This is a genomic window from Geoglobus ahangari (assembly GCF_001006045.1).
Lineage (GTDB): Archaea > Halobacteriota > Archaeoglobi > Archaeoglobales > Archaeoglobaceae > Geoglobus > Geoglobus ahangari.
Genome location: NZ_CP011267.1, coordinates 303,452 through 323,452 on the forward strand (window position 1 = coordinate 303,452; position 20,001 = coordinate 323,452).

Annotated in this window: 25 protein-coding genes; 5 read left to right on the forward strand and 20 right to left on the reverse strand. The window is 54.4% G+C overall.

Features of this window, described 5'->3' with window-relative positions; translation table 11 throughout:
- Window positions 1-86: 86 nt before the first annotated feature.
- The 4 genes from GAH_RS01740 to GAH_RS11010 form a co-directional block, all read right to left on the reverse strand.
- Window positions 87-1,247: a TIGR04053 family radical SAM/SPASM domain-containing protein gene (locus tag GAH_RS01740; protein ID WP_048094409.1), complete on the reverse strand. Its 1,161-nt coding sequence runs from the start codon at window positions 1,245-1,247 to the stop codon at window positions 87-89.
- Window positions 1,248-1,256: 9 nt separating this feature from the next.
- Entirely contained in the window at window positions 1,257-2,468 is a 1,212-nt protein-coding gene (locus GAH_RS01745; RefSeq protein ID WP_048094410.1) for a M20 family metallo-hydrolase, read from the reverse strand.
- Window positions 2,461-2,922 (reverse strand): ArsR family transcriptional regulator, encoded by a 462-nt coding sequence (locus GAH_RS01750; protein ID WP_245604050.1) that lies wholly within the window; start codon window positions 2,920-2,922, stop codon window positions 2,461-2,463. Before GAH_RS01750 ends, GAH_RS01745 begins: the two co-directional genes overlap by 8 nt.
- 80 nt (window positions 2,923-3,002) lie before the next feature.
- Window positions 3,003-3,134 (reverse strand): hypothetical protein, encoded by a 132-nt coding sequence (locus GAH_RS11010; protein WP_281173931.1) that lies wholly within the window; start codon window positions 3,132-3,134, stop codon window positions 3,003-3,005.
- 129 nt (window positions 3,135-3,263) lie between these two features.
- Here GAH_RS11010 and GAH_RS01755 point away from each other — a divergent pair, with 129 nt between their 5' ends.
- On the forward strand, window positions 3,264-3,995 hold the full coding sequence (locus GAH_RS01755; RefSeq protein WP_156967357.1) for a hypothetical protein: 732 nt from the start codon (window positions 3,264-3,266) through the stop codon (window positions 3,993-3,995).
- On the opposite strand, the gene GAH_RS01760 is transcribed toward GAH_RS01755, so the two are convergent.
- Entirely contained in the window at window positions 3,996-5,135 is a 1,140-nt protein-coding gene (locus GAH_RS01760) for a geranylgeranyl reductase family protein (RefSeq protein ID WP_048094413.1), read from the reverse strand.
- Between the two features lie 48 nt (window positions 5,136-5,183).
- Here GAH_RS01760 and GAH_RS01765 point away from each other — a divergent pair, with 48 nt between their 5' ends.
- Together GAH_RS01765 and pscS are read left to right on the forward strand one after the other, a co-directional pair.
- Window positions 5,184-5,474: a hypothetical protein gene (locus tag GAH_RS01765; RefSeq protein WP_048094414.1), complete on the forward strand. Its 291-nt coding sequence runs from the start codon at window positions 5,184-5,186 to the stop codon at window positions 5,472-5,474.
- 12 nt (window positions 5,475-5,486) lie between these two features.
- Window positions 5,487-6,611: an O-phospho-L-seryl-tRNA:Cys-tRNA synthase gene (gene pscS / locus GAH_RS01770; RefSeq protein ID WP_048094415.1), complete on the forward strand. Its 1,125-nt coding sequence runs from the start codon at window positions 5,487-5,489 to the stop codon at window positions 6,609-6,611.
- Here the strand turns inward: pscS and GAH_RS01775 are convergent.
- Window positions 6,608-7,342, reverse strand: a complete 735-nt coding sequence (locus tag GAH_RS01775; protein ID WP_048096655.1) for an ATPase domain-containing protein — start codon at window positions 7,340-7,342, stop codon at window positions 6,608-6,610. The two genes, pscS and GAH_RS01775, sit on opposite strands and share 4 nt — an antisense overlap.
- Window positions 7,343-7,441: 99 nt before the next feature.
- On the opposite strand from GAH_RS01775, the gene fbp reads away from it, so the two are divergent.
- Both fbp and GAH_RS01785 read left to right on the forward strand, forming a co-directional pair.
- The gene (gene fbp / locus GAH_RS01780; protein ID WP_048094416.1) at window positions 7,442-8,557 is read left to right on the forward strand and encodes a fructose-1,6-bisphosphate aldolase/phosphatase; all 1,116 of its coding nucleotides are present in this window, start codon (window positions 7,442-7,444) and stop codon (window positions 8,555-8,557) included.
- 85 nt (window positions 8,558-8,642) lie between these two features.
- Entirely contained in the window at window positions 8,643-9,842 is a 1,200-nt protein-coding gene (locus GAH_RS01785) for a hypothetical protein (protein ID WP_048094417.1), read from the forward strand.
- Window positions 9,843-9,873: 31 nt separating this feature from the next.
- Here GAH_RS01785 and GAH_RS01790 read toward each other — a convergent pair whose 3' ends face one another.
- Genes GAH_RS01790 through GAH_RS01855 form a run of 14 tightly spaced genes read right to left on the reverse strand, consistent with a single transcriptional unit; the run spans window position 9,874 to window position 20,000 of the window.
- A complete protein-coding gene (locus GAH_RS01790) occupies window positions 9,874-10,908 on the reverse strand; it encodes an mRNA surveillance protein pelota (RefSeq protein WP_048094418.1) in 1,035 nt (344 codons plus the stop codon).
- Entirely contained in the window at window positions 10,874-12,013 is a 1,140-nt protein-coding gene (locus GAH_RS01795; protein ID WP_084632236.1) for a DNA primase large subunit PriL, read from the reverse strand. The genes GAH_RS01790 and GAH_RS01795 overlap by 35 nt, the downstream gene beginning before the upstream one ends.
- Entirely contained in the window at window positions 12,010-12,747 is a 738-nt protein-coding gene (locus GAH_RS01800; protein WP_048094420.1) for a DNA polymerase sliding clamp, read from the reverse strand. The genes GAH_RS01795 and GAH_RS01800 overlap by 4 nt, the downstream gene beginning before the upstream one ends.
- Window positions 12,748-12,796: 49 nt before the next feature.
- Complete coding sequence (locus GAH_RS01805; protein ID WP_048094421.1) at window positions 12,797-13,807, reverse strand: RNA-guided pseudouridylation complex pseudouridine synthase subunit Cbf5; 1,011 nt, start codon at window positions 13,805-13,807, stop codon at window positions 12,797-12,799.
- Window positions 13,773-14,327 carry a (d)CMP kinase gene (cmk, locus tag GAH_RS01810; RefSeq protein ID WP_048094422.1) on the reverse strand — a complete coding sequence of 185 codons (555 nt, stop codon included), beginning with the start codon at window positions 14,325-14,327 and terminating at the stop codon, window positions 13,773-13,775. The genes GAH_RS01805 and cmk overlap by 35 nt, the downstream gene beginning before the upstream one ends.
- An 11-nt stretch (window positions 14,328-14,338) precedes the next feature.
- Window positions 14,339-14,920, reverse strand: a complete 582-nt coding sequence (locus tag GAH_RS01815; RefSeq protein ID WP_048094423.1) for a DUF106 domain-containing protein — start codon at window positions 14,918-14,920, stop codon at window positions 14,339-14,341.
- Window positions 14,920-16,398, reverse strand: a complete 1,479-nt coding sequence (gene secY, locus GAH_RS01820) for a preprotein translocase subunit SecY (protein WP_048094424.1) — start codon at window positions 16,396-16,398, stop codon at window positions 14,920-14,922. The genes GAH_RS01815 and secY overlap by 1 nt, the downstream gene beginning before the upstream one ends.
- A 28-nt stretch (window positions 16,399-16,426) precedes the next feature.
- Complete coding sequence (locus tag GAH_RS01825; RefSeq protein ID WP_245604052.1) at window positions 16,427-16,966, reverse strand: uL15 family ribosomal protein; 540 nt, start codon at window positions 16,964-16,966, stop codon at window positions 16,427-16,429.
- A complete protein-coding gene (locus tag GAH_RS01830; protein WP_048096659.1) occupies window positions 16,966-17,427 on the reverse strand; it encodes a 50S ribosomal protein L30 in 462 nt (153 codons plus the stop codon). The genes GAH_RS01825 and GAH_RS01830 overlap by 1 nt, the downstream gene beginning before the upstream one ends.
- Before the next feature lie 5 nt (window positions 17,428-17,432).
- Window positions 17,433-18,023, reverse strand: a complete 591-nt coding sequence (locus GAH_RS01835; protein ID WP_048094425.1) for a 30S ribosomal protein S5 — start codon at window positions 18,021-18,023, stop codon at window positions 17,433-17,435.
- Window positions 18,024-18,027: 4 nt separating this feature from the next.
- The gene (locus GAH_RS01840; RefSeq protein WP_048096661.1) at window positions 18,028-18,585 is read right to left on the reverse strand and encodes a 50S ribosomal protein L18; all 558 of its coding nucleotides are present in this window, start codon (window positions 18,583-18,585) and stop codon (window positions 18,028-18,030) included.
- 5 nt (window positions 18,586-18,590) lie between these two features.
- Window positions 18,591-19,037: a 50S ribosomal protein L19e gene (locus GAH_RS01845; protein ID WP_048096663.1), complete on the reverse strand. Its 447-nt coding sequence runs from the start codon at window positions 19,035-19,037 to the stop codon at window positions 18,591-18,593.
- Window positions 19,038-19,042: 5 nt separating this feature from the next.
- The gene (locus GAH_RS01850; RefSeq protein ID WP_048094426.1) at window positions 19,043-19,453 is read right to left on the reverse strand and encodes a 50S ribosomal protein L32e; all 411 of its coding nucleotides are present in this window, start codon (window positions 19,451-19,453) and stop codon (window positions 19,043-19,045) included.
- Between the two features lie 10 nt (window positions 19,454-19,463).
- Window positions 19,464-20,000, reverse strand: coding sequence for a 50S ribosomal protein L6 (locus GAH_RS01855; RefSeq protein WP_048096664.1), 537 nt, complete (start codon window positions 19,998-20,000; stop codon window positions 19,464-19,466).
- Window position 20,001: the final 1 nt, after the last annotated feature.

Below are 20,001 nucleotides of genomic sequence, written 5' to 3' on the forward strand. Positions count from 1 at the left end.
TAAAATTAATGATTAATAAGCTTTGCTAAATTTATCGAATAATTTTATTGTTACTAAAAATCATGATAATTCGAAAAAATTTCGGGCTACCGAACCACCTCTCCGCCCCTTGGCCTGTAGATGCACCTCGGCTCTGCGGCGAGATAGTCACCTGTCATCGCGTAGGCCCTCGCCCTGCTCCCACCGCAGATGTAGCGGAACTCGCACCTGCCGCACTTCCCCTTAAGCATGTCCGGATTTTTGAGCTCGGTAAAGACCCTGGAGTTCATGTATATCTCCTTGAGAGTGGTTTCCCTGACGTTTCCTGCGATGATCGGGAGAAAGCCGCTGGGGTAAACCTCGCCGATGTGGCTTATGAAGAACATTCCCCTCCCATCCGTTATCCCCATCATCCTGCGTATCCCGTCCCTCGCCACGCTCCTCCCATGTGCGCCAGCAACAATCTCCTTCGATTCTCCCTGAGGGAGGTTCTCAAGCTCCTTCATCAGCTCATGGTAGAGCTCGCCATGCCCTAAGTCATACTCTCCCCTGTCCCTCATGTACTCGACCCTTCTGAGGTGGGTTGCCGCGGAGCTCTTCACGTTCAGCGGTGTTTTTCTTGATACATCATACAGCCAGTTCAGCACGTCCTCAAACTCCTGTGCGGTGGGCATGTACTCCGCCTTCGCCCTTCCGGTGGGAACGACGAAGAAGACGTCCCAGAGGGCCACTTCGTTTTCTATTCCTATCCTCGCTATGTTGGGCAAATCCTTGATGTTGAATGTGGTCACGGTCGTGTTTATCTGGCGGGAGATGTCAAGCTCCCTCGCGGTCTCGATGATCTCAAGACTCGTCTCGAACGTGCCCGTAACTCCCCTGAAGTGGTCGTGGATCTCGGGCGTGCTCCCATCCAGACTTATGGCTATCCTCGAAATGCCCGCGTCCTTTAGCCTCTCAAGCCTCTCCCTCGTGGCGAGCTTGGTTCCGCTGAACGCTATAGCAGCCCTTATCCCCTTGCTTGTGGCGTACTCGACGATGTCGAAGACATCCTCCCTCATCAGAGGGTCTCCACCCGTGAAGACGATGAGCGGATATGGCTGCCCGAACTCCGTGATCTGATCAACAACGCCAAACGCCTCCTCTGTCGTCAGCTCGTCAGGATGCCTCTTCCTTATCGCCTTCGCCCTGCAGTGCTTGCAGGCGAGCATGCACGCTCTCGTCAGCTCCCAGAATATTATGAAGGGCTTCTTCGTGATGTCGTAGAACATGCAACCACCTCAGAGGTCGTGGGCGAGGAGGGCAAACACCTTGGCATCCTCGATTATGTTGGACACCTTAGCGTACTCGTTCGGCTCATGAGCCTTACCATCGAGGGTGCTCCACACCGCAGTCTCGAATCCGGCCTTCCTGAAAAAGGAGGCACAGGTGTTGCCACCAATGCCTATCAGCTTGGCATCGATGTTCCTCGCAACCTTCAGCGCCTTCTTCAGCCTCACCACGATCTCGCTGTTTTCGGGCGTGGGCGGGCTGCTCTCGTTCTGGACAACCTCGAGCCTGCACGGGTATCCGTCCTCTTCTTCCTTCCTCCTGAGGAAGTCCCTCACAAGCCCGATAACTTCCTCGTTGGAGTACTGGGGCAGAACCCTGCAGTCCAGGTAGCTCACATCGAGCCCGGGGATCGTGTTTGGGTTGTCCACGTTCTTCTCCCTCTTGGTGGGCTCGAAGGTTGAGTAGGGTGGCTCGAAAAGGTCGTTCCTCGCGTTAAACCTCTCGTGGAGCATTTTGTCGAGCTCGAGGACAATCTTCATCGCCCTCCTGCTGGCGTTGAAGAACATGTCGGGTCTCGAAGCATGCCCCTGCTTTCCGTGGATCTCGAGCTTAAGCCAGAGGATGTTCTTCTCAGCAACCTCGATCAGGCTGCCATCCGGACTGCCTGTGTCGGGAACAAGGAAGAGGTCTCCTTCTTTAAAGATTCCCTGCTGAAGGAGGTGCCTGATCCCGTACCTGCTGCCGGTCTCCTCGTCGGAGACGAACACAATCCCGAACGTCAGCTCGGGCCTGTGCTCGGCAAGAAACATCCCTGCCAGTATTGTGGAGACTATCGCCTGACCGTTGTCTTCAGCTCCCCTGCCGTAAACCCTGTCCCCCTCAATGCGAGGTGTGAACGGGTCGCTCTCCCAGAGACTCAGATCCCCCTCTGGCACGACATCCATGTGGCTCACGACCCACAGGGTTCTCCTGCTCCTCCCGTTGATCCTCGCCACGATGTTTGGCCTGAGGCCGTTCTTCGCCCTCTCATCTTCAGCGTCATACCTCTCAACGCTGTCGGCAAAATCGAGGAGGGACTGGATGTACTCGGCCTTGTCCCACTCACCCTCCCCACCGTTCTCGGGGGAGAGAGCCCTGATCTCTATGAGCCTCGAGAGATACTCGACGGCTCTGTCGCGGTAGCCGTCTATCTCCCCGAGCCTCTCGAGTATGTCAGCCATTCAGAATCTCCTCTACCTGTGCCCGCAAGTGCCTTATCTTCTCCATGGCCTCGGAGTCCCGGGTCTCGATTCTCTCAAGCTCGGCCTTCACAGGCAAGAGCATCTTCAGCACGTCCTCACCGCGCTGGCCGTTGAGCCCGTGAATCGCGCTTTCAAGCATCTTAACCTTCTTTCTTACAACAAAGTCCCTGCTGAGAAGCTTCTTGAGCTCTATGAGGAGTTCCGCCACCCTCTTGCCCTCTTCCGTCAGCCTCACCTTTCGTATTCTTCCCTCAAACTCGCTCTCGATCAGGGCATTCTCCTCAAAAACGCCGAGAACCTTGGATATGTAGCTGTAAGGAGAACCGACCTCACGGGAGATGCTCAGGGGATAAGCATAATCTCCGTTTTTCTCCGCCTCATATATCTTGACGAGAACCTCAACCGCCTTTTCGTGCAGGAACAACTTCTCCATGCTCATTTTTCTCCCCCCGCTACGTTCCGGATGCATTGAATTTATATTTTATGCTGGGAAATATCCGATGACTGTGAAGATCAGGACTGAAGGGAAATCAGGGCGAACACGAAGACTGAAACAAGGATGGATATGGCAAAGAGGACGTCGAACTCATCCATGGTCTCGTCGTAATCAGCGTAATCGGTCTCCTGCTCGAATCCTAAGACCATGCTTAGAGAGTGACAGCATAACAATAAATACCTTTTCCCCATAATAATGGCCAAGCCCTGCCCCAAAACGTTTTTAGATTTTACGAAATGACCAAAAAGTTTATGTTGGGTCTGATAAATGCTGGAACGATGCTCGAACTATATCTCGCCATGCTTCTGGCGTTCCTGACCCTCTACAACACGACAATGCTGAATTCAGCCGGAAACAGGAAGAAAGTGGTCGAGCATGAGCTGAACAGATACGCGATGAGGATACTCATCTCCTTTATCGTGATAACCGTAATCTACCTTATCCTCTCAGTCTTTGAGACCATAAACCTCGCGCTTTACCTCAGCGGGGGCGGAATGATTACGATGAAGGCATTTGAGGTGATCAACATCCTCTACCTCTTTCCAGCACTGCTCTCCACCTACATCCTCTTTGCGAGCCACAAGCACTTCAAGATGCTCGTTCCCCAGATCAACCTGCCAAACCTGCTCCTCGTTCAGGGACTTGCAGTCTTCTGGATGTACCTGAACGTGCTCAGAAGCGAGTTCACAGTTCTGGCAACGCACATCTCCATCGCGCTCAGCGGAGTGTTCGTTGTGTCCATCTTCCTCGCCCTCTACCTCCTCTACCTCCAGCTAAACTACCTCGGGCTCCTGAAGAGGGGGCACCTTCTGGAGAACATAGACTTCTACCCCTTCATCTTCAAGCTTAACCTTGCCCTCACGCTCTTTGGCTTCGCCATGCTCTCCAAGGTGACTCAGGGGTGCATAATAGTCATCTGCAACATAATGCTCGCCGGACACGCGATACTCATGAACCACACGCTCTCCGAGCTCGGAAGAGCGATAAAAAGGAATATCGGGATGAAATGATCACAGAATTCTGTTCAGAACGGGCATCAGAATGCCCGCCAGCATCACCTTCGCCGGCACCCTCGAGCGGAGGATTGCTGCCATATCCCTTTTCGAGACGAGTTTGAAGTACCTGATGACTCTCTCATCACTCTCGGCCATTCTGTCCCAGAGCCTCTTGATGTAGTACCCGCTTTCCATGGCGCTGAGCATGACCCTCCTCCACCTGAAGTCGTAGCTCTCGAGGGGCAGGCCCTCCCTGAGGTGCTGGGAGATCACCTCTCCGGCAATCTTTCCTGCGACCATTGACGTTGGTATGCCCGCACCGACGTGGCTTATGACCATGCTCGCCGAATCTCCCACGAACAGCACGTTCCCGTGGACTGTTCTGTCGAGGGGTCTGTCGACCGGCACTACTGCACCAATTTTGCTAATTACCCTCGCCTTCCTCAGCATCTCGCTGCTGTGGGGCCACTCCTTCACGAACCTGTCCAGCGCTTTGTGTATGGTATCTCCCTTCTCAGCAAACTCCGGCCTGAAGCCGACGCCCACGTTGGCTATACCATTACCCTTAGGGATTATCCACGCATACCCGCCCGCGCATATCTTCTTCCCCACATACATGTAAATCGTGTCTTCATCGCCCTCAAAGCCCTCCATCACGTACTGCTTTGCAGGAGACACCTCGAATCCCCCAACCCCCATCCTCCTCCTTATGACCGAGTTCGCGCCATCGCTCGCGACGATCACCTTCCCATTAACTCTCTTGTCCCCAACGACCACGCCGTCGCGATAGTCGAACCTCTCCCCAAGCATGAGCTCCTTCCCCGACTCCTCGGCGATGGTCTGAATCATCCTCGCCCTGTCAAGAACGAGCATGTCGAACTCCACGTCTATGCTCTTCCCGTTTGGGAGCACGAACTCGAACCTCTTGGTTCTGTTGACCGCAAACCTTTCAGGAATCTCGAATATCGAGTAATCGTCAAGCTCGGGGAGCAGGATCTCCATCTCCTTTTTTGAAGGGACTATCTCTCCGCACTCAACAGGATAGCCGAGCCTCTCCCTCTTGTCGATGCCAACAGCCCTCACTTCATCTGAGAGGTGATACAGGGTGAACGCACCGGCGATGCCGACTCCAGCAACCACAACGTCATAGTCCATGGGACTGGCTGGAGAGAAAGGTTTTTAATTTTTCGTCAGACTCTGTGCGTGGAATGGCAGGGAACTCTGAGAAGAATTCTTGAGGTAAAGCCCGCTCTGAGGGTCATAATGAGGGAGAGGTGTGTCGAGAGGGGCGACTGTCTCGTCATAATGGACGGCCCTCTTGAGATAGAGATAGGCAGCAGGGACGTCAGGTTCGTGGTTGAAGGTGAGCTCGCAGGACTGCTCTCCGAATCCGGGCTTGAGGTTTTCGATGAGGATGCGAGGGAGGAGATCGAGTACTGGTGCGTCGCACTAACCTCTCCCGGCTTCAAGAGGTTTACGATCAAGAGGAAGTAGAGGTGATAGGGGGTGGCATTCTACGAGAGGCAGACCAAGGGGTTCGTGAACATTGACCCCCTGCAGACCGGAGGGAGGCTGAGCGAGGATGCGAAGAGGGTGCTCGTGGAGTGGGGAGACGGGTATTCGGTCTGCGACTTCTGCACGGGATCGCTTTTCGAGATAAAAACCCCACCCATCAGGACGTTTGTCAGCAAGCTCCTCCCCGAATTCCTCGGAACCGAGTACTCGAGGATAACCAACGGCGCGAGGGAAGCAAAGTACGCGGTGATGCACGCTCTGAGGGGAAAAGGGGAGGAGTGGATAGTGATGGACGGCAACGCCCACTACTCGAGCTACGTTGCGGCTGAGAGAGCGGGATACAGGATAGCCCTCGTCGAGAACAGCGAGTACCCGGAGTTCAGAGTGACTCCCGAGAGGTTTGCGGAGGTTCTGGATGATGTCGCCAAGCGAGGGAATGTCAGGCTCGCCCTCATAACGTACCCTGACGGCAACTACGGAAACCTGCCAGATGTGAGGAAGATAGCCAGAATCTGCGAGAGCTACGACGTTCCGCTCCTCGTGAACGGAGCCTACGCTGTCGGAAGGATGCCGGTCAGCCTGAAGGAGCTGGGTGGCAACTTCATCGTCGGGAGCGGGCACAAGTCCATGGCCTCCGCAGGGCCGGTTGGAGTTCTCGGATTCAACGAGGACTTTGCAGATAGAATAACGAGGAAGTCGGAGAGGTACAGGAACAAGGAGATCGAATTCCTCGGATGCACGGCAAGGGGCGTGGCGGTGATGACCCTCATGGCCTCGTTCGATTACGTGGCAAGGAGGGTGAAGAGGTGGGACGAGGAGGTGGAGAAGGCAAGGTGGTTCTCCAGAAAGATGGAGGATCTCGGCATGATCCAGCTGGGCGAGAAGCCTCACAACCACGACCTGATGTTCTTCGAGGCTCCACCGCTGTACGAGATCTCAAAGAAGGCCAAGGACGGCAGGTTCTTCCTGTACAGAGAGCTGAAGAAAAGGAGAATTCACGGAATAAAGCCGGGACTGACGAGACACTTCAAGCTATCCACGTACGGCCTCACCAGAGATGAGCTTAGGTACGTGCTTGACAGCTTCGAGGAAATAATAAACAAGTACTCTGGCTAAAACATCTCCTCCCTCGAGTGGACGATGATCCCCTCGGACGTTATGTCGTATGGGTGGATTTTCTTGCTGTGATTCGTTCCCCTCATCTTGTAGATCTCAAGGCTCCTTATCCTTACGTTCTCGCTTCTGGTGTAGTACAGAACAATCGTACCCTCAGTGACGAAGTTCTCAACCCCGAACCTAGAGATCATTCCGCTCTCGATAACTTCAGCCGTCATTATCGTGGTGAGCCCGAGGATCTCCAGCGTGGTTGAGATCTTGAGCAGCTCCACCCTGAACTTCGACGGATCCTGCATCGCGAACCCCATTGCAGTCGTGGAGTCGAGTGCAGCCCTCAAAGCTCCTATCTCGTCCTGAATCGTGATTATGTTGTCTATCAGGCTCCTCGTGTCGAAGGGTCTTACGTCCACGTACTTCTCATCAGTCGGCAGCCCGATTTTGGCCGAAGTGGCATCGATTATTGCGAGCATGTTCTCTTCCTCGAGCTTCTCCAGATCCCAGCCGAAGACCGAGAAGTTCTCCCTGAGGTTCTGCGGCCTCTCCTCCGTCGCTATGAATATGCCCGGCTCGTTGTACTCCTTGGCGCCGTTGTACAGGAACTGCATTGCAAATATCGTCTTTCCGCTACCCGAAGGGCCCGCTATCAGGTAGCTCCTGTCCCTTATCAGGCCCCCGTCACAGAGCTCGTCAAACCCCGGAATTCCCGTCGGACACCTCTCCAGCATGGTCATCCCCTCATCATGAAAGTAATGATACCTCACCCCATTATGATAATCAAGTATATAAAATTAACCTGAAAACTTAAAAAACATCAAAACCACTTACGAACCATGAGCAAGATTACTGTTAGTTTGATTAAGGCAGACGTTGGCGGTTTGCCGGGGCACGTGACTGTTGCTGACGAGCTTATAAAGGCTGCTGAGGAGAACCTGCAGAACGCGAAGGATAGCGGGCTCATAATAGACTTCAGAGTCTTCAGAGCTGGGGACGACCTCGAACTTGTCATGACCCACACGAAGGGGGTTGACAACGAGGAGATCCACAAGCTTGCCTGGGACACGTTCGAGAAGGCGACTGCCATCGCCAAGGATCTCAAGCTCTACGGAGCCGGTCAGGATCTGCTGAGCGATGCGTTCTCGGGGAACGTCAGGGGAATGGGCCCGGGAGTTGCGGAGATGGAGTTCACAGAGAGGGGGGCGGAGCCAGTAATCGCGTTCATGATGGACAAGACCGAGCCCGGAGCGTTCAATCTGCCAATATTCAGGATGTTTGCCGATCCTTTCAACACCGCCGGCTTAGTTATCGATCCGAACCTCCACAACGGATTTGTCTTCGAGATATGGGACATCTACGAGCACAAGAAGGTGCTGATGAGGGCTCCTGAGGAGATGTACGACATCCTCGCGCTCATAGGGGCCAAGTCAAGGTTTGTCATCAAGAGGGTATTCCCGAAGGAGGGAGGAAAGCTTCCGGCAGACGAGCCTGTCGCGGTCATCAGCACGGAGAAGCTCTACCAGATTGCCGGAGAGTATGTGGGCAAGGATGATCCAGTCGCGCTTGTCAGAGCACAGAGCGGGCTGCCTGCAGTCGGAGAGGTTCTCGAGCCATTCGCGTTCCCGCACCTCGTCAGCGGGTGGATGCGAGGTTCCCACAACGGCCCGCTGATGCCTGTGCCATTCAACTACTCGAAGTGCACGAGGTTTGACGGCCCGCCGAGGGTTATTGCCGCTGGCTTTCAGCTTGCCAACGGAAGGCTCGTTGGGCCTGTCGACCTCTTCGACGATCCGGCCTACGACTACACCAGACAGAAGGCTGTTGAGATAGCTGAGTACATGAGGAGACACGGCCCCTTCGAGCCCCACCGCCTGCCAATGGAAGACATGGAGTACACGACGCTGCCAAAGGTCATGGACAGGCTGAAGGACAGGTTCGAGAGCATAGAATAGCCCGCAGCACCACATCAACCTCCATTTTTTCCCATGATGAGATGCAACAAGTTTTTTAATTTCAATTTATAAAATACAACTTGCAATGAAGATACCGAAACCTGATGAGGCTGCCGTGTCCCCGGTACTCGGACTCGTGCTCGCTTTTGCGATAATTGTTGGAGGAATTGGGGTCGTTCAGCAGTTTTTCGTTCCTGCATGGCTTAAAAATGCTGAAGGAGATCACTACTCAAAGCTCCATTACGAGTTCGGCGGATTTCACGAAAAGGTTCTCGAGGCGATAAACTATGGCGAGGCTGTAGCGAGATTCGACCCGGTTATGAGGTATCCGAAATACCCCCTCCTTTTCACTCCGGAGGTTACCTCAAGCTCCATACTGGCCAAACGGATCGGGAAGGTGAACCTGACAGTTGATGGAGAGACGAGGAGCTTTGACCTGACGGTTCTCGAGTTCGATCCAAACTACATCTACCTGAAGCCATCTAAAGAGGCATACATATGCGGGGAGTATTTCGCGCTCTCGAACAGTGGAGGAACGAGGATCTCCGATGAGTACATCTCAGGAGACGATGAGGTGAGGCTGATTATTCTCGACCTCAGAAATGAGAACATCAACAGCCCCCAGACCATAACTATGCGCGGGGCGAAAATGGAGAGAAGCGGGTCGATCACACTTGAGGTGAAGGTGATTAGCCCCGACTACAGGTGGTACCTCGAGTACCTCAACGAGACGTTTGGGGAGAAGGATTTTGCAACCGTGACTTTCTCCAAGGGTGAGAACAGAGTTCTCGTTCAGATGGACAACGTTACCTTCGTTCTCGGGATGGCAGGAGAAGGAGAGAGGAATGAGTACCTCAAAAACGTTTCCAGCGCTTTGAACAAGGAGGTTGGAGTGCTGAAAATAAGCAAGGGGGACGGCACGTACGATGAGATAGAAAATGGCGATTCAACAAAGGAAATTGACATCTCCAGCACGCTGAAGGTGGACGATGGTATCGTGACATCGCTGGTGTACTTCACAGGGTACACCAAGTATCCAAACGCAGATGCAGAGGTCACAATCGAGTACGTTTTCGAGGATGACACTGTGACGGTCAACACCACATGGCGCACGAATCCGGACGGATACCTGCAGCTGCCTGTGTCCGTTTCAGGAGCAGTTGACGAGGGGTGGGGACATCATGGCGGCAAGGGCCATAGAGATATAGAGTTGCCAGAGCGCATTGATGTCACAATAACCGTGGTGGATGAGGTCTACTCGGCCTCGCTCAGGGTCTCCGACTGAAGTGCTTAAAAAAAGGAGCCTGAAGGACTCTTCACCCTATACTGAATCTCAGCAGACCTGCAATCCCCCCAAGAGCCATCAGCCTCTTTCCCGGCTCGAACTCGGAGCTCATTATGACTACCTTGGCCCCCATATTCTCTACATCCCTCAGAAAGCTGTCAATGTCCCACTTCTCCCTCTCCTGCCTTAAAAACTCGTCTGCGACCAGCAGAACCTCAAGTGCTCCGTACTCGTACGCCCTCTTCACCTCATCAATGCCATAGACTGCCTTTCCGTCCTTCGCGATCTCCTCGAGGAGCATGTCCATGTACTCCGCGTCCTTCTTGATCCTGAGCTCGCCCACGATTCTGTCAACCACCCCCCTCTTCAGCACCTCTAGGAACCCCCTGACGCCTATGGATGATGTGTCCGTGAGTATGGCCTTATCTGCCATCTCCGGGTCCTTCTCCTTCAGGAACTCGTAGAAGTCGTTCTTCGTGAAGCCCGGGCCCGCTATGACCAGATAGCCAAAGTCATAGCCCTTAAGAACCGAGTAAACCTCCCCAAAGAACTCCCTCCTGCTGTTCCCCCTGTCCTTCCCGTAGCTCCCCTTCACAACCGCAACCTCGTCAACGCCCCACTGCCTCAGAATGCCCAGAGATGCTTCACCCTCCTCTATCGTCAGAATCAGCACCTCTGGTCTGTTTGAGCTCTCAACCGCAGTTTTTATCCTCTCAAGCTGCTCGTCGCTCCACCTCTCCTTTATTATGCTGAGTTCCTTTCCCTCGGTGATGTTCAGGGTGTGATACCCCGAGTCCTCCACTCCGGCAACTATCCTGCCAGTGATCCTGAGCCTGTTGGCAAACTTGTGGAACTCCACCCTCTCAACCTGAATTCCCAGCCTCACCGTCACCATCTGCTTGTCGCTCCTCAGCTTGTCGCTGCTCTCGCTCGCCCTCTTCGTGAGAGAGAAGACCACATCACCGGGCTCAATTATGTACTTCAGGTGCCAGAGATCCTCCACAGACTCGGGGATGAGCTTTATCTCTCCCTCACTTCCCTTCAGCCTTTCTTCCACGACCCTCATACAGCCTCCTCCTGTAAAGCTCCATGGGGTGCCTCACCCCACACTCCGCAACGCAGTTGTGGTAGGTTTTCATGGTCGAGCACGAGGGTACGTCGTATTCTTTGCCTGCCCCCCTCTGGCCGGCTATGTGCTCTATCTGGTACCTCGCCTTCTCCTCGTCGAAGTCCGGGGCGTTTCTGAACAGGTCGAGCACCTCCTCCACGCTGTAGCCGACGTTGAGCATGAAGGTCGTTATGGCAAACCTCGCGGTGTGGGGAACGTTGGCCGAATCCTTTAGATCGGCGACAATCTTCCTCATGCAGGGAGGGAACAGGTCGAAGTCCTTGACCCCCTCGATCCTGCCGGCCTTTCTGCTCAGCTCGTACTCCGTGACGATGTTCATCAGGCTCTCCAGCCCCTCAATTTCTATGGTGAAGGGTTCGAAGAACGCGTCCCTCATCCTCTCCTCCACGACCCTGTAAAACCCCAGAGCGTCGAGCTCCACGTACCCCCTCCTGAGGTTTCTCGAAACCAGCTTCCACTCGGGGCTCTTTATCCTCGACGCGGCTTTCAGGTAGTCGGAAACGTGCACCCACAGGCTCTCGTTCTTAATGATCTTAATCGAGAAGTTGGAGGCGAGAATCTCGGGCAGAATCTCGCTCTGATCACTCTCCATCGCATGCCTGTAGGATCTCGCGAGAGAGGTTGCGAACCTCCTCCTCACACCCTCTCCCGCTCTCGAGATTGCAGAGCGCATCATGATGTACGAATAGACGGACACCTTCGCCCTTATCTCCATCTCCCTGTAGCTCTCCGGGCTTATGGAGTAGTCGCACCTAAGAAAGCACTCGCCGCAGAGGTTGCACCTGTCCCAGAGAAAGTCCTCGGCTATCGCATCCCTGTCACACGCGTCTCTGCACACCTTGTCGCACGCGGAGCAGTAGAAGGGCTTGTCCTCCGGTTTGAACTCGTAGTGGCCCCGTTTAAGCAGAGACTCGAGAATCTCCTCTGCCCTCTCGAGAGCCGCATTGAAGACCATTCCCCTCTGAATGTTCTCGGCGAGAAACTTGGCAGGTCTCAGAAAGGGGTAGTCCAAAATGAAAGGTAGAATGGGAAGTAACCTCATTCGGCCTCTATTCTCGGGGCCAGAATGTACTCGACCCTCGCCTTACCGTCGGCCGTTTCAAAAACAAGCCTGACCGGGTAGTTCGTGCCAAGGTGTATTGTGAGCAAGTCCCCAGTTCCCGCAACCTTCACGAACTCCTTGAGGTACTCAACGCTGAACATGCTCCTCGCCTCGGCCCTGTTGAACTCGATGAGCTCAGCCTCGCTCATGTGGAAGACGATCCTGTCCACGTCTCCCTCAGCCTCGATGTAAAAGCCCGTGGAGTCGCTCCTGAAGACGACGTGGTCGCTTATTTTGTCAGCCGCAGCTATGGCCTTCTTGAACTCCCCAGCATCAAGAACGATTTTCGCCGGAAGCTCGAGGTTCGGGATCTTGGGCTCCTTTCTGATGGCAGACGGATCTATGAGGGCCACGCTGTACTCGACGCTGCCGAACTTGACCTTCAGCGATGCATCGTCCTCAATCTTCAGCTCCACGAGCTCGTTCTTCTTTATGCTCTTCGCTATGTCGTAGACCCTGTTCACATCAACACCAACAGTCTTCTCCTCGTCGATGCTGTAGGCCTCGAGGTTTTCCCTTGAGACGTCAACGATGACCATGGCAACGTTTGCGGGATCCACAGCCCTCGAGTGAATTCCCTCCTCCTTAAAGTGGAATCTGGCCTCGCTGACGAGGGCCACCATCGCCCTCGTGATGGATTTCAGCACATCGCCATCCATAATGACATCAATCATCGTTACCACCTTCTGGGAGTAATTAAGCGGAATATTATTTATATTTTTCTTAAATTTGTTTCTCAGCCCTCCCCTTCCAGTATGACGGATACGTGCCCCTTTCCATAATCACTCTGAGGGTTTCGGCCACCACGCCGCGCCTAACCTTCAGCATGTCCTCCGCCCCAATTTTTGCCCTCGCTATCGCCACAAGCTCGCTCTTCAGGGTGAAAAGGGCAATCACGTCTCCGGGCTCTATCGTCTTCTCCACGTAGTGTATGCCCTTTGCCGTTAGTGGTGCTCCGTGGCATATGGCATCCACTGCCGTGTCCTTCACAACCACCTTCTTCATGGTCTTGGCAGCCTCCTCCATCGGCATCACGATCTCCCTGAGGTACTTCTCCTCCCCGTCCTCCTTCCAGAACACGTAAGCGTCGAGAAGGTCGTGCAGGGTGTATGCTCTGCTCTCATCGAAGATTCCCGTCCTCGTCCTCCTCAGCTCCTGCATGTGCGCCCCGGTGCCGAGCACCTCACCGATGTCAACGCACAGCTTCCTGATGTACGTGCCCGCCTCACACAGAACCCTGAACAGCACGTCTCTCCCGTCAATCTCGAGGATTTCGATCTCCTTTACCTCCCTGACCCTGAGCCTCTTCTTGACCGCACTTTTCAGGGGCGGCCTCTGGTAGATCTTACCAACAAACTTCCCCATCACTCTCTCTATGTCCTCTTTCCTCGCGTCTCCGTGGAGGTGCATGAGGGTGACATATTCCTTGTCGGACTCCTGCAGGTACTTGACGAGCTTCGTCCCGTCCTCGATCATTACTGGCAGCACTCCCGTGACCCTTGGATCGAGGGTGCCCGTGTGGCCGGTCTTCTCAACCTCGAGGATCTTTCTCACCCAAACCACGACCTCGTGGCTGCTCGGGCCCATCGGCTTGTCAATGCAGACCATGCCCTTGCGGATGTAGTCACGGATGGGGCGGTTGTAGGGGTAAATGCCATGCTCCCCCGGCTCACCCTCCTCCTTGACGTAGAATACGTCCTCAAAGTTTTTCCTTGGAATTATCCTGTTCCTCATCCCCTATCAGCTCCACAGCCCTCAAGATTATCTCAACTATCTGCTCGGCATTAAACCTGCCGGAGTTGATCATCAGGTGGTACAGGCGCTTGTCCTCGATGTCTATGCCGTAGATCTTGAGGTACCTCCTCTTCTCAATCTCTTCTCTAAGCCTCGTCTCCGCCTTAACCACCTCTAAAGGTTTCTTCTCCCTCCTCGCGATCCTCTGATACCTCACTTCCTCGTCTGCGTAAATCCAGACCTTCAGCTCCGCAGGCACCATCCATCCGGAGAGTCTGCCCTCCACGACCGCATTCTCGTGCCTCATAGCCTCCTCCTTCTGCCTCTGATCCACGAGGTTGTCTATGTCGGGATTGTTCTCCGCATACCTGCTGAACTCCTCGAGGCTCATGCCGTGCTCTCTTGCGAGCCTCCTGAAAATCTCTCCCGCAGAAATCATCGGAAATCCAAGTTTCTCGGCCAGCTTCCTCGCTACCGTCGTGGTTCCGCTACCCGGAGGACCAGAGATTGTTATCCTCATTTCCCTGCAGTTTACTGTCCCACTTTAAGAATTTTTCTTACGATCTGGCCGAACGCTATGGAGTTGAACATGTACCACCAGATCCACCAAGGGAATATCAGGTAGAACTGACCGACGTGAATCTCGCCGGCAAACGGAACGTTCACCACCGGATTGAGAGTGGAGATGTGGTACATCCACATGAATATCGGGATCGTGACGACGACAGTGTAGAACATTGGGTCGAACTGCATGCTCATGAGCTGGGACTGGAGCCTCATAACCTCCTCCCTCTCCTTCTCGAGCCTCTTGAGCTTCTCCTGGTTGTTCTTCTTGACTGCGTCGCTGTACTCCTTGTTGAACTCCATGACCTTCTGCTGGATCTCCTTAAGCTTCTTGTAATCGACTGTCAGCTTCTGAATGAGGGTGCTGTATCCGGCTGTTATGAATGCAAGGATCATAACCGTGTACAGCACGCCAACCTTCGCGTAGAGGGGGTCAAAAACCGGAGCGAGGAGGTTTCCGAGCGCTGTTCTGAAGTCGTGGCTCACGAAGATGCCGATAAAAATTGTAATTCCGAGGGCCCTCAAAAAATTCTTGAGGATGTCCTTCATCACTCCTCACCGAGCACTCTTCTGATCATGGGGTGCATCTCCGTGAGCTGCTCCTTGGCGAGGTCCTGGTAGAACCTGTAGGCTATGCTCACCGCAAGCAAAAGCCCAGTGCCGCTGACGTTTCCTATGGTTCCGAGCATGTTGGCGACGAGCGTGAGGATGCCGATGAGAGCACCGCCTATTATCGTCACCTTCGGGATGTACCTCTGCAGGATCCTCTCAAGAACCTGCGGGCTCCTCCTGAACCCCGGAACCTGCATTCCGCTCCTCGCTATCTGGTTCGCCACGGTCTTGGCGTCCATTCCGCTCGTCTCAACCCAGAAGACGGCGAAGAGGATGCCTCCGGCTATCAGTATCAGCGCGTCTATGAGCAGATGCAGGCCAATCATCCACGTGGGCAGGTCAGCGAAGTACGGGTTAGACTTCACCAGCGATGGCACCCAGTCGTAAGGGCTTCTGACCGGAGAGATCAGGTACATTATCCCGCTTATCGGCTGGCTTCCCACGTACTCTCCGAAGATCGTTATTCCGCGGTTGTAGAGCACCATACCGATAATCTGGATGTTGGCCTGAAGTGCCCTGACGAAGATCATGGGCAGAACGCTGGCGTATATGAGCTTTATCGGGAACCTGCCCCTCGCACCCCTAACCGCAGCGTGAGCGAGCGGGATCTCAACCCTCGTTCCCTCAGCGTAGACGACGAGCAGGATGATGGCGACGGTCGTCATAAGGGCGAGAAGACCACCCTGAATCATCAGGAACGCAAGCCCATCTGCAGAGAGCAGCGCATCGATGCCGTAGTTCTGGGCTATCCAGAACCACCTCGGGATTATGCCTGCCGGCATCTGAGCGTTTGGCGGAGTGACCCAGTTGAAGAGACCGGTTATTATGGACTGGGCAATTCCGGCAAGGATGAAGAGTGAGACACCGCTGCCGATACCCCACTTCGACACAACCTCGTCCATGTAAACGATGAGGACACCACCGATAAAGAGCTGGATGAATATGAGGAACGCGATGAAGCTGAGCGAGACACCAAGCTGCTCGGCTATGACGGGATTGGGCTTTAGAAATCCACCGAGTATCTGCGGGAGGGCCTCGAGAGCGATCATCACGAAGACGAGAAACCTCTGGAAGTCCTGATAGGCCGCCCTGTCATCCGGATTGGTGAGATCGAGCTTGATTATGCCAGCACCAACAAGCAGCTGGAGAATGATGCTGGCCGTGACGATTGGCCCAATACCGAGAGCGATGATTGAACCAGTGGCCCCGGCAAAGAGGGCCCTGTACTGCTGGAATATGTCTATGGAGCTTGGATCGAGACCGAAAACGGGAACGTTGGAGAGAACGAAATAAAGCAGCAGAACCGCGATCGTCCACATCAGCTTCTGGTTGAAGGGAACATGACCTACCGGTCTCGATACGCTCGGTATCCTCTCAAAGTAAGGCTGCAGTGCCCTGAGCACCTGATCTACCATTTGAACCCCCCAAAATAAATTTTAAAGGTTATTCAGCAACCTCAACCTTGCCTCCAGCGCTCTCAACCTTCTCGATGGCCTTTGGCGTGGCGTACTCCACAACGATGTGGAGCTTCTTGTCCACCTTTCCGCTTCCGAGGAGCCTGTAGTAACCTATGTCGGCGAGGTTGATCCTGTAGACGTCACCATCCTTCTCCGCAAGCCCGTTTTCCACGAGCCTGTCTGCCACAGCATTTATGTCGCCAACATTTATCTCGGGTCTCGCCTTGAAGTACGCGTAGAGGTAGTCGTCAATCGCGCCAACAGCCTTGAGCTCGATCAGCCTCTCCTTGAGCTCCCTCAGGAGCTTGTACTCCCTCGTCACAACCTTCGGCCTCGTGAAGCCGCTCTTTCCGATCTCGTACTTGCCCTCCTTGACGAGCTTTATCGTCCTGAGGTACTTGTGCTTCAGCACACCAGCATTTCCCCTGCCGCCTCTGTGTCCAGCACCCCTCCTCTTCTTGGCACTTCCTCCGCCGCACGTCCTTGATCCCCTATACTTCTTGACCTTCTTTTTCGGCATTGGCATCACCTCATCTTGTAAATCAGCTTGGATATGTCCTTACCGTGGTACCCCAAATCTCCTCCGTAGCCGTAGTGCCACTTTATGCTCTTCAGCCCACCCCTCGGCGGGTGAAGCCTGAAGACCGGCTTGAGCTCCGGTATGTCCCTCAGGCTTGCCTTGCCCTCGATCACCGCTTTCGCGAACTCCTCTATGCTCTCGTAGCCCGTGGTCTCCTTGACGTATTCGTCCGTGAGCCTCCTGTTGCCCGTGAGCCTGCCCCTGTTTCTGAGCAAGAGCGCGAGCGTCTCTGCGTCTATCTCTCCGTATGCCACATAGTCCTTGACGACCTGAAGCATTCCCCTGTACGAGGGTGTGTCGGGAACGACAACGCAGTGGTATTTCTTGTGGAGCCTGAGGAGCTTCAGAGTCTCCTTAATCTTCCTGTGAACGTCAACCTCTCCCCTGAGCCTGATTACGGCAAACATCACAATCACCTCTTGAGATATACGGTCTGCTTGAGAGCCTCGAACGTGGCCTTGGCGAAGTTTATCGTCGTCTTGGTCTGCCCCCTTGTGAACGTCCAGACATCCCTAACGCCCGCAAGCTCGAGAACCTTCTTCGCCACGTCTCCTGCGACAAGGCCGAGTCCCTTGGGCCCGGGAATCAGCGTGACCCTGACACTCCCTGCAGAACCAGAAACCTTTGCGGGAATGCTGTGGTCTCCACCACATCCGCACTCCCAGGATCCGCAGCCCATGTTCACCTTGAATATATTTATCTTCGCATTCCTGATGGCCTTCTGTATTGCCGGGGCAACCTGACTTGCCTTGCCGACACCTATGCCAACGTACCCCTTCCTGTTGCCCACAACGGCGGTCACCCTAAACTTGAGCCTCCTGCCGCTGTCAGTCATCCTCTGAACGAGGTTGATCTCCAGAACCTCATCCTCCAGATCCGGGAGCAGGATGTCAACTATCTCCGGCTCTTTGATCGGCAGACCGCTTGCGATCGCCTCGTCTATGGTCTTGATCTTCCCCTCAGCAACCAGTCTTCCGAGTCTTGTTCTTGGCGTCCACTCCATTCAATCACCCCATTATCTTGGATTTTACCTCATCAACATGATCTGGCAGGTCTGAAGGCTTCAGTCCTCTCTTCTCGTACTCCGAGAACCTCTCCGAGTTCTGCTCGTAGTATGATGCGATATGCTCTCCCCTGAGCCTCGACTCGTCTGGCAGTATCTCCTCGCTGTGCGGCACCTCGAGCCCAGCCTCAACTGCGCCCTTGAGCACAGCAAACACCCTCGCACCCCTCGACGGTGTCCTGAGGCCGATGTCCAGTATTGCCTCCTCAATTCCTGCCTCTCTCGCCTTCTTTCCGACGAGGAGGCCGGTTAGATAAGCTGCAGGCGTGTTGTTCAGGTCACCCTTCCATCCGAACTTCTCGAGCTCCTTTGAGTCAGCATACACCAAAGTCCTGTCCCCATCCGGGTGGTACTCGACAACCTGAGCGATTACCCTCCTGTTCGTGACCCTCACAACGAGCCTCGGCTTTCTTGAGAGCAGAAGCTTGAGCCTCTTCCTGTAGTTGGTCTTGCCCTCTCTCCTCCTCCTGTACGGAACCCTATACCTCGGTCCTCTCGCCATCTGTATCACCTCAGCAGCCCGTGGGCCTCCATATACTGGTTGAGGTGAGCCACGCTCCTGAACTCACCACCCTTGGCCTTCCTGTAGAGCATCCTGTATGTTCTGCTGTCAATAACGCCCTCCTCCTTGAGCTTCCTGAGCCTCTTCCTGAGCGCCCTGATCCTCATTATCCACTGCCTCTTCCTCGGCATTCTGGCTGTAGCCCTTCCCTTTCTCCTGCCGTGACCCCTTCTCCTTCCCTTTCTCCTCTGAGCCTTCCTCTTGTTGATCCTCGCCCTGCTGATGCCCTTGACGGGCTTCCTCTTTATCAGCCCTCTCTCGATCAGCTCCCTCACATCATCCTTAGTTGCGGCGCTCGCTATCTCGTCAAGCGCGTTGGGGTCGAGCCAGACCCTGTTAACGCCACACTCAAGGATTTTGGCCGCCATCTCCCTCTGAAACTTCAGATTCATTCCGATCACCTTTGCACGGGATTAAGTATCTTCAAACCCATCTCCTTTGCCTTCTCCTCAATCATGAGCCTCTTCTTCATCCCGACCTTCGAGGAGATCCTGATCGCCTGCGTTTCGGGGTTTACTTTCTCAAGGTCTTTAACGCTGAACACGAGCACCTCCTCGTATCCAGAGGGGTGCAGCCCCCTGACGGCCTTTGGAGATGAGAATCCAGGGCTCGGGAGGATTCTGCCACTCCACTTTCCGCCGTACCTCTCCCTCCACTTGTTGTGCCTGCCTCTTGGCCTCCTCCAGCCAAGGTCTCTCAGCCTGAGCTTCTTGTGAGCCTCAAAGTGTCTGAACTCGGGCTTCCTCGACTTGAGCCTCCTCCTGAGCCTGAGAAGCCTGACCTTTTCTTTCGGAAGGTTTGGATTCATCCATACCACCTCACGGTTTCTCCACTATGTAAATACCGTCCTGGAACACCCTCACATCCAGATTCTTCTTTTTCGTCGCCTGCTCCAGATTTGCTGCCGTCTGTCCGCACTCCTCCTTGTCAATTCCGCTCACGATGATCTCGTTGCCGGATATCTTGACCTCTGCCCTTCCGAATATCTTGACCCTCCTGGGGTGCTTCTCTCCGAGGAAGTTCTCGATCACAACCTCCCTACCCTCGACCCTCACCTTCATCGGGAAGTGAGAGTAGAGGATCTTGAGCTTGTACTCGAAGCCCTCGGTAACCCCCCTGATCAGGTTGTTGATGTGCGCCGCGAATGTCCCCACCATCGCCTTTACCTTCGACTTCTTCTCCGGCGTGTAAACCCTGACCTTGCTGTCCACCTTCTCGATGAAAACGCCCCTGTACTTGAGGAACCTCTCGTTCTCGCCCTTCGGGCCCGATACCTTGATGGTGTAACCGCTAACGCTATCTCCTGAGATCTCGAGGGTGACGTTTTCTGGAATCTCTACAAACCTCTCCTCCATG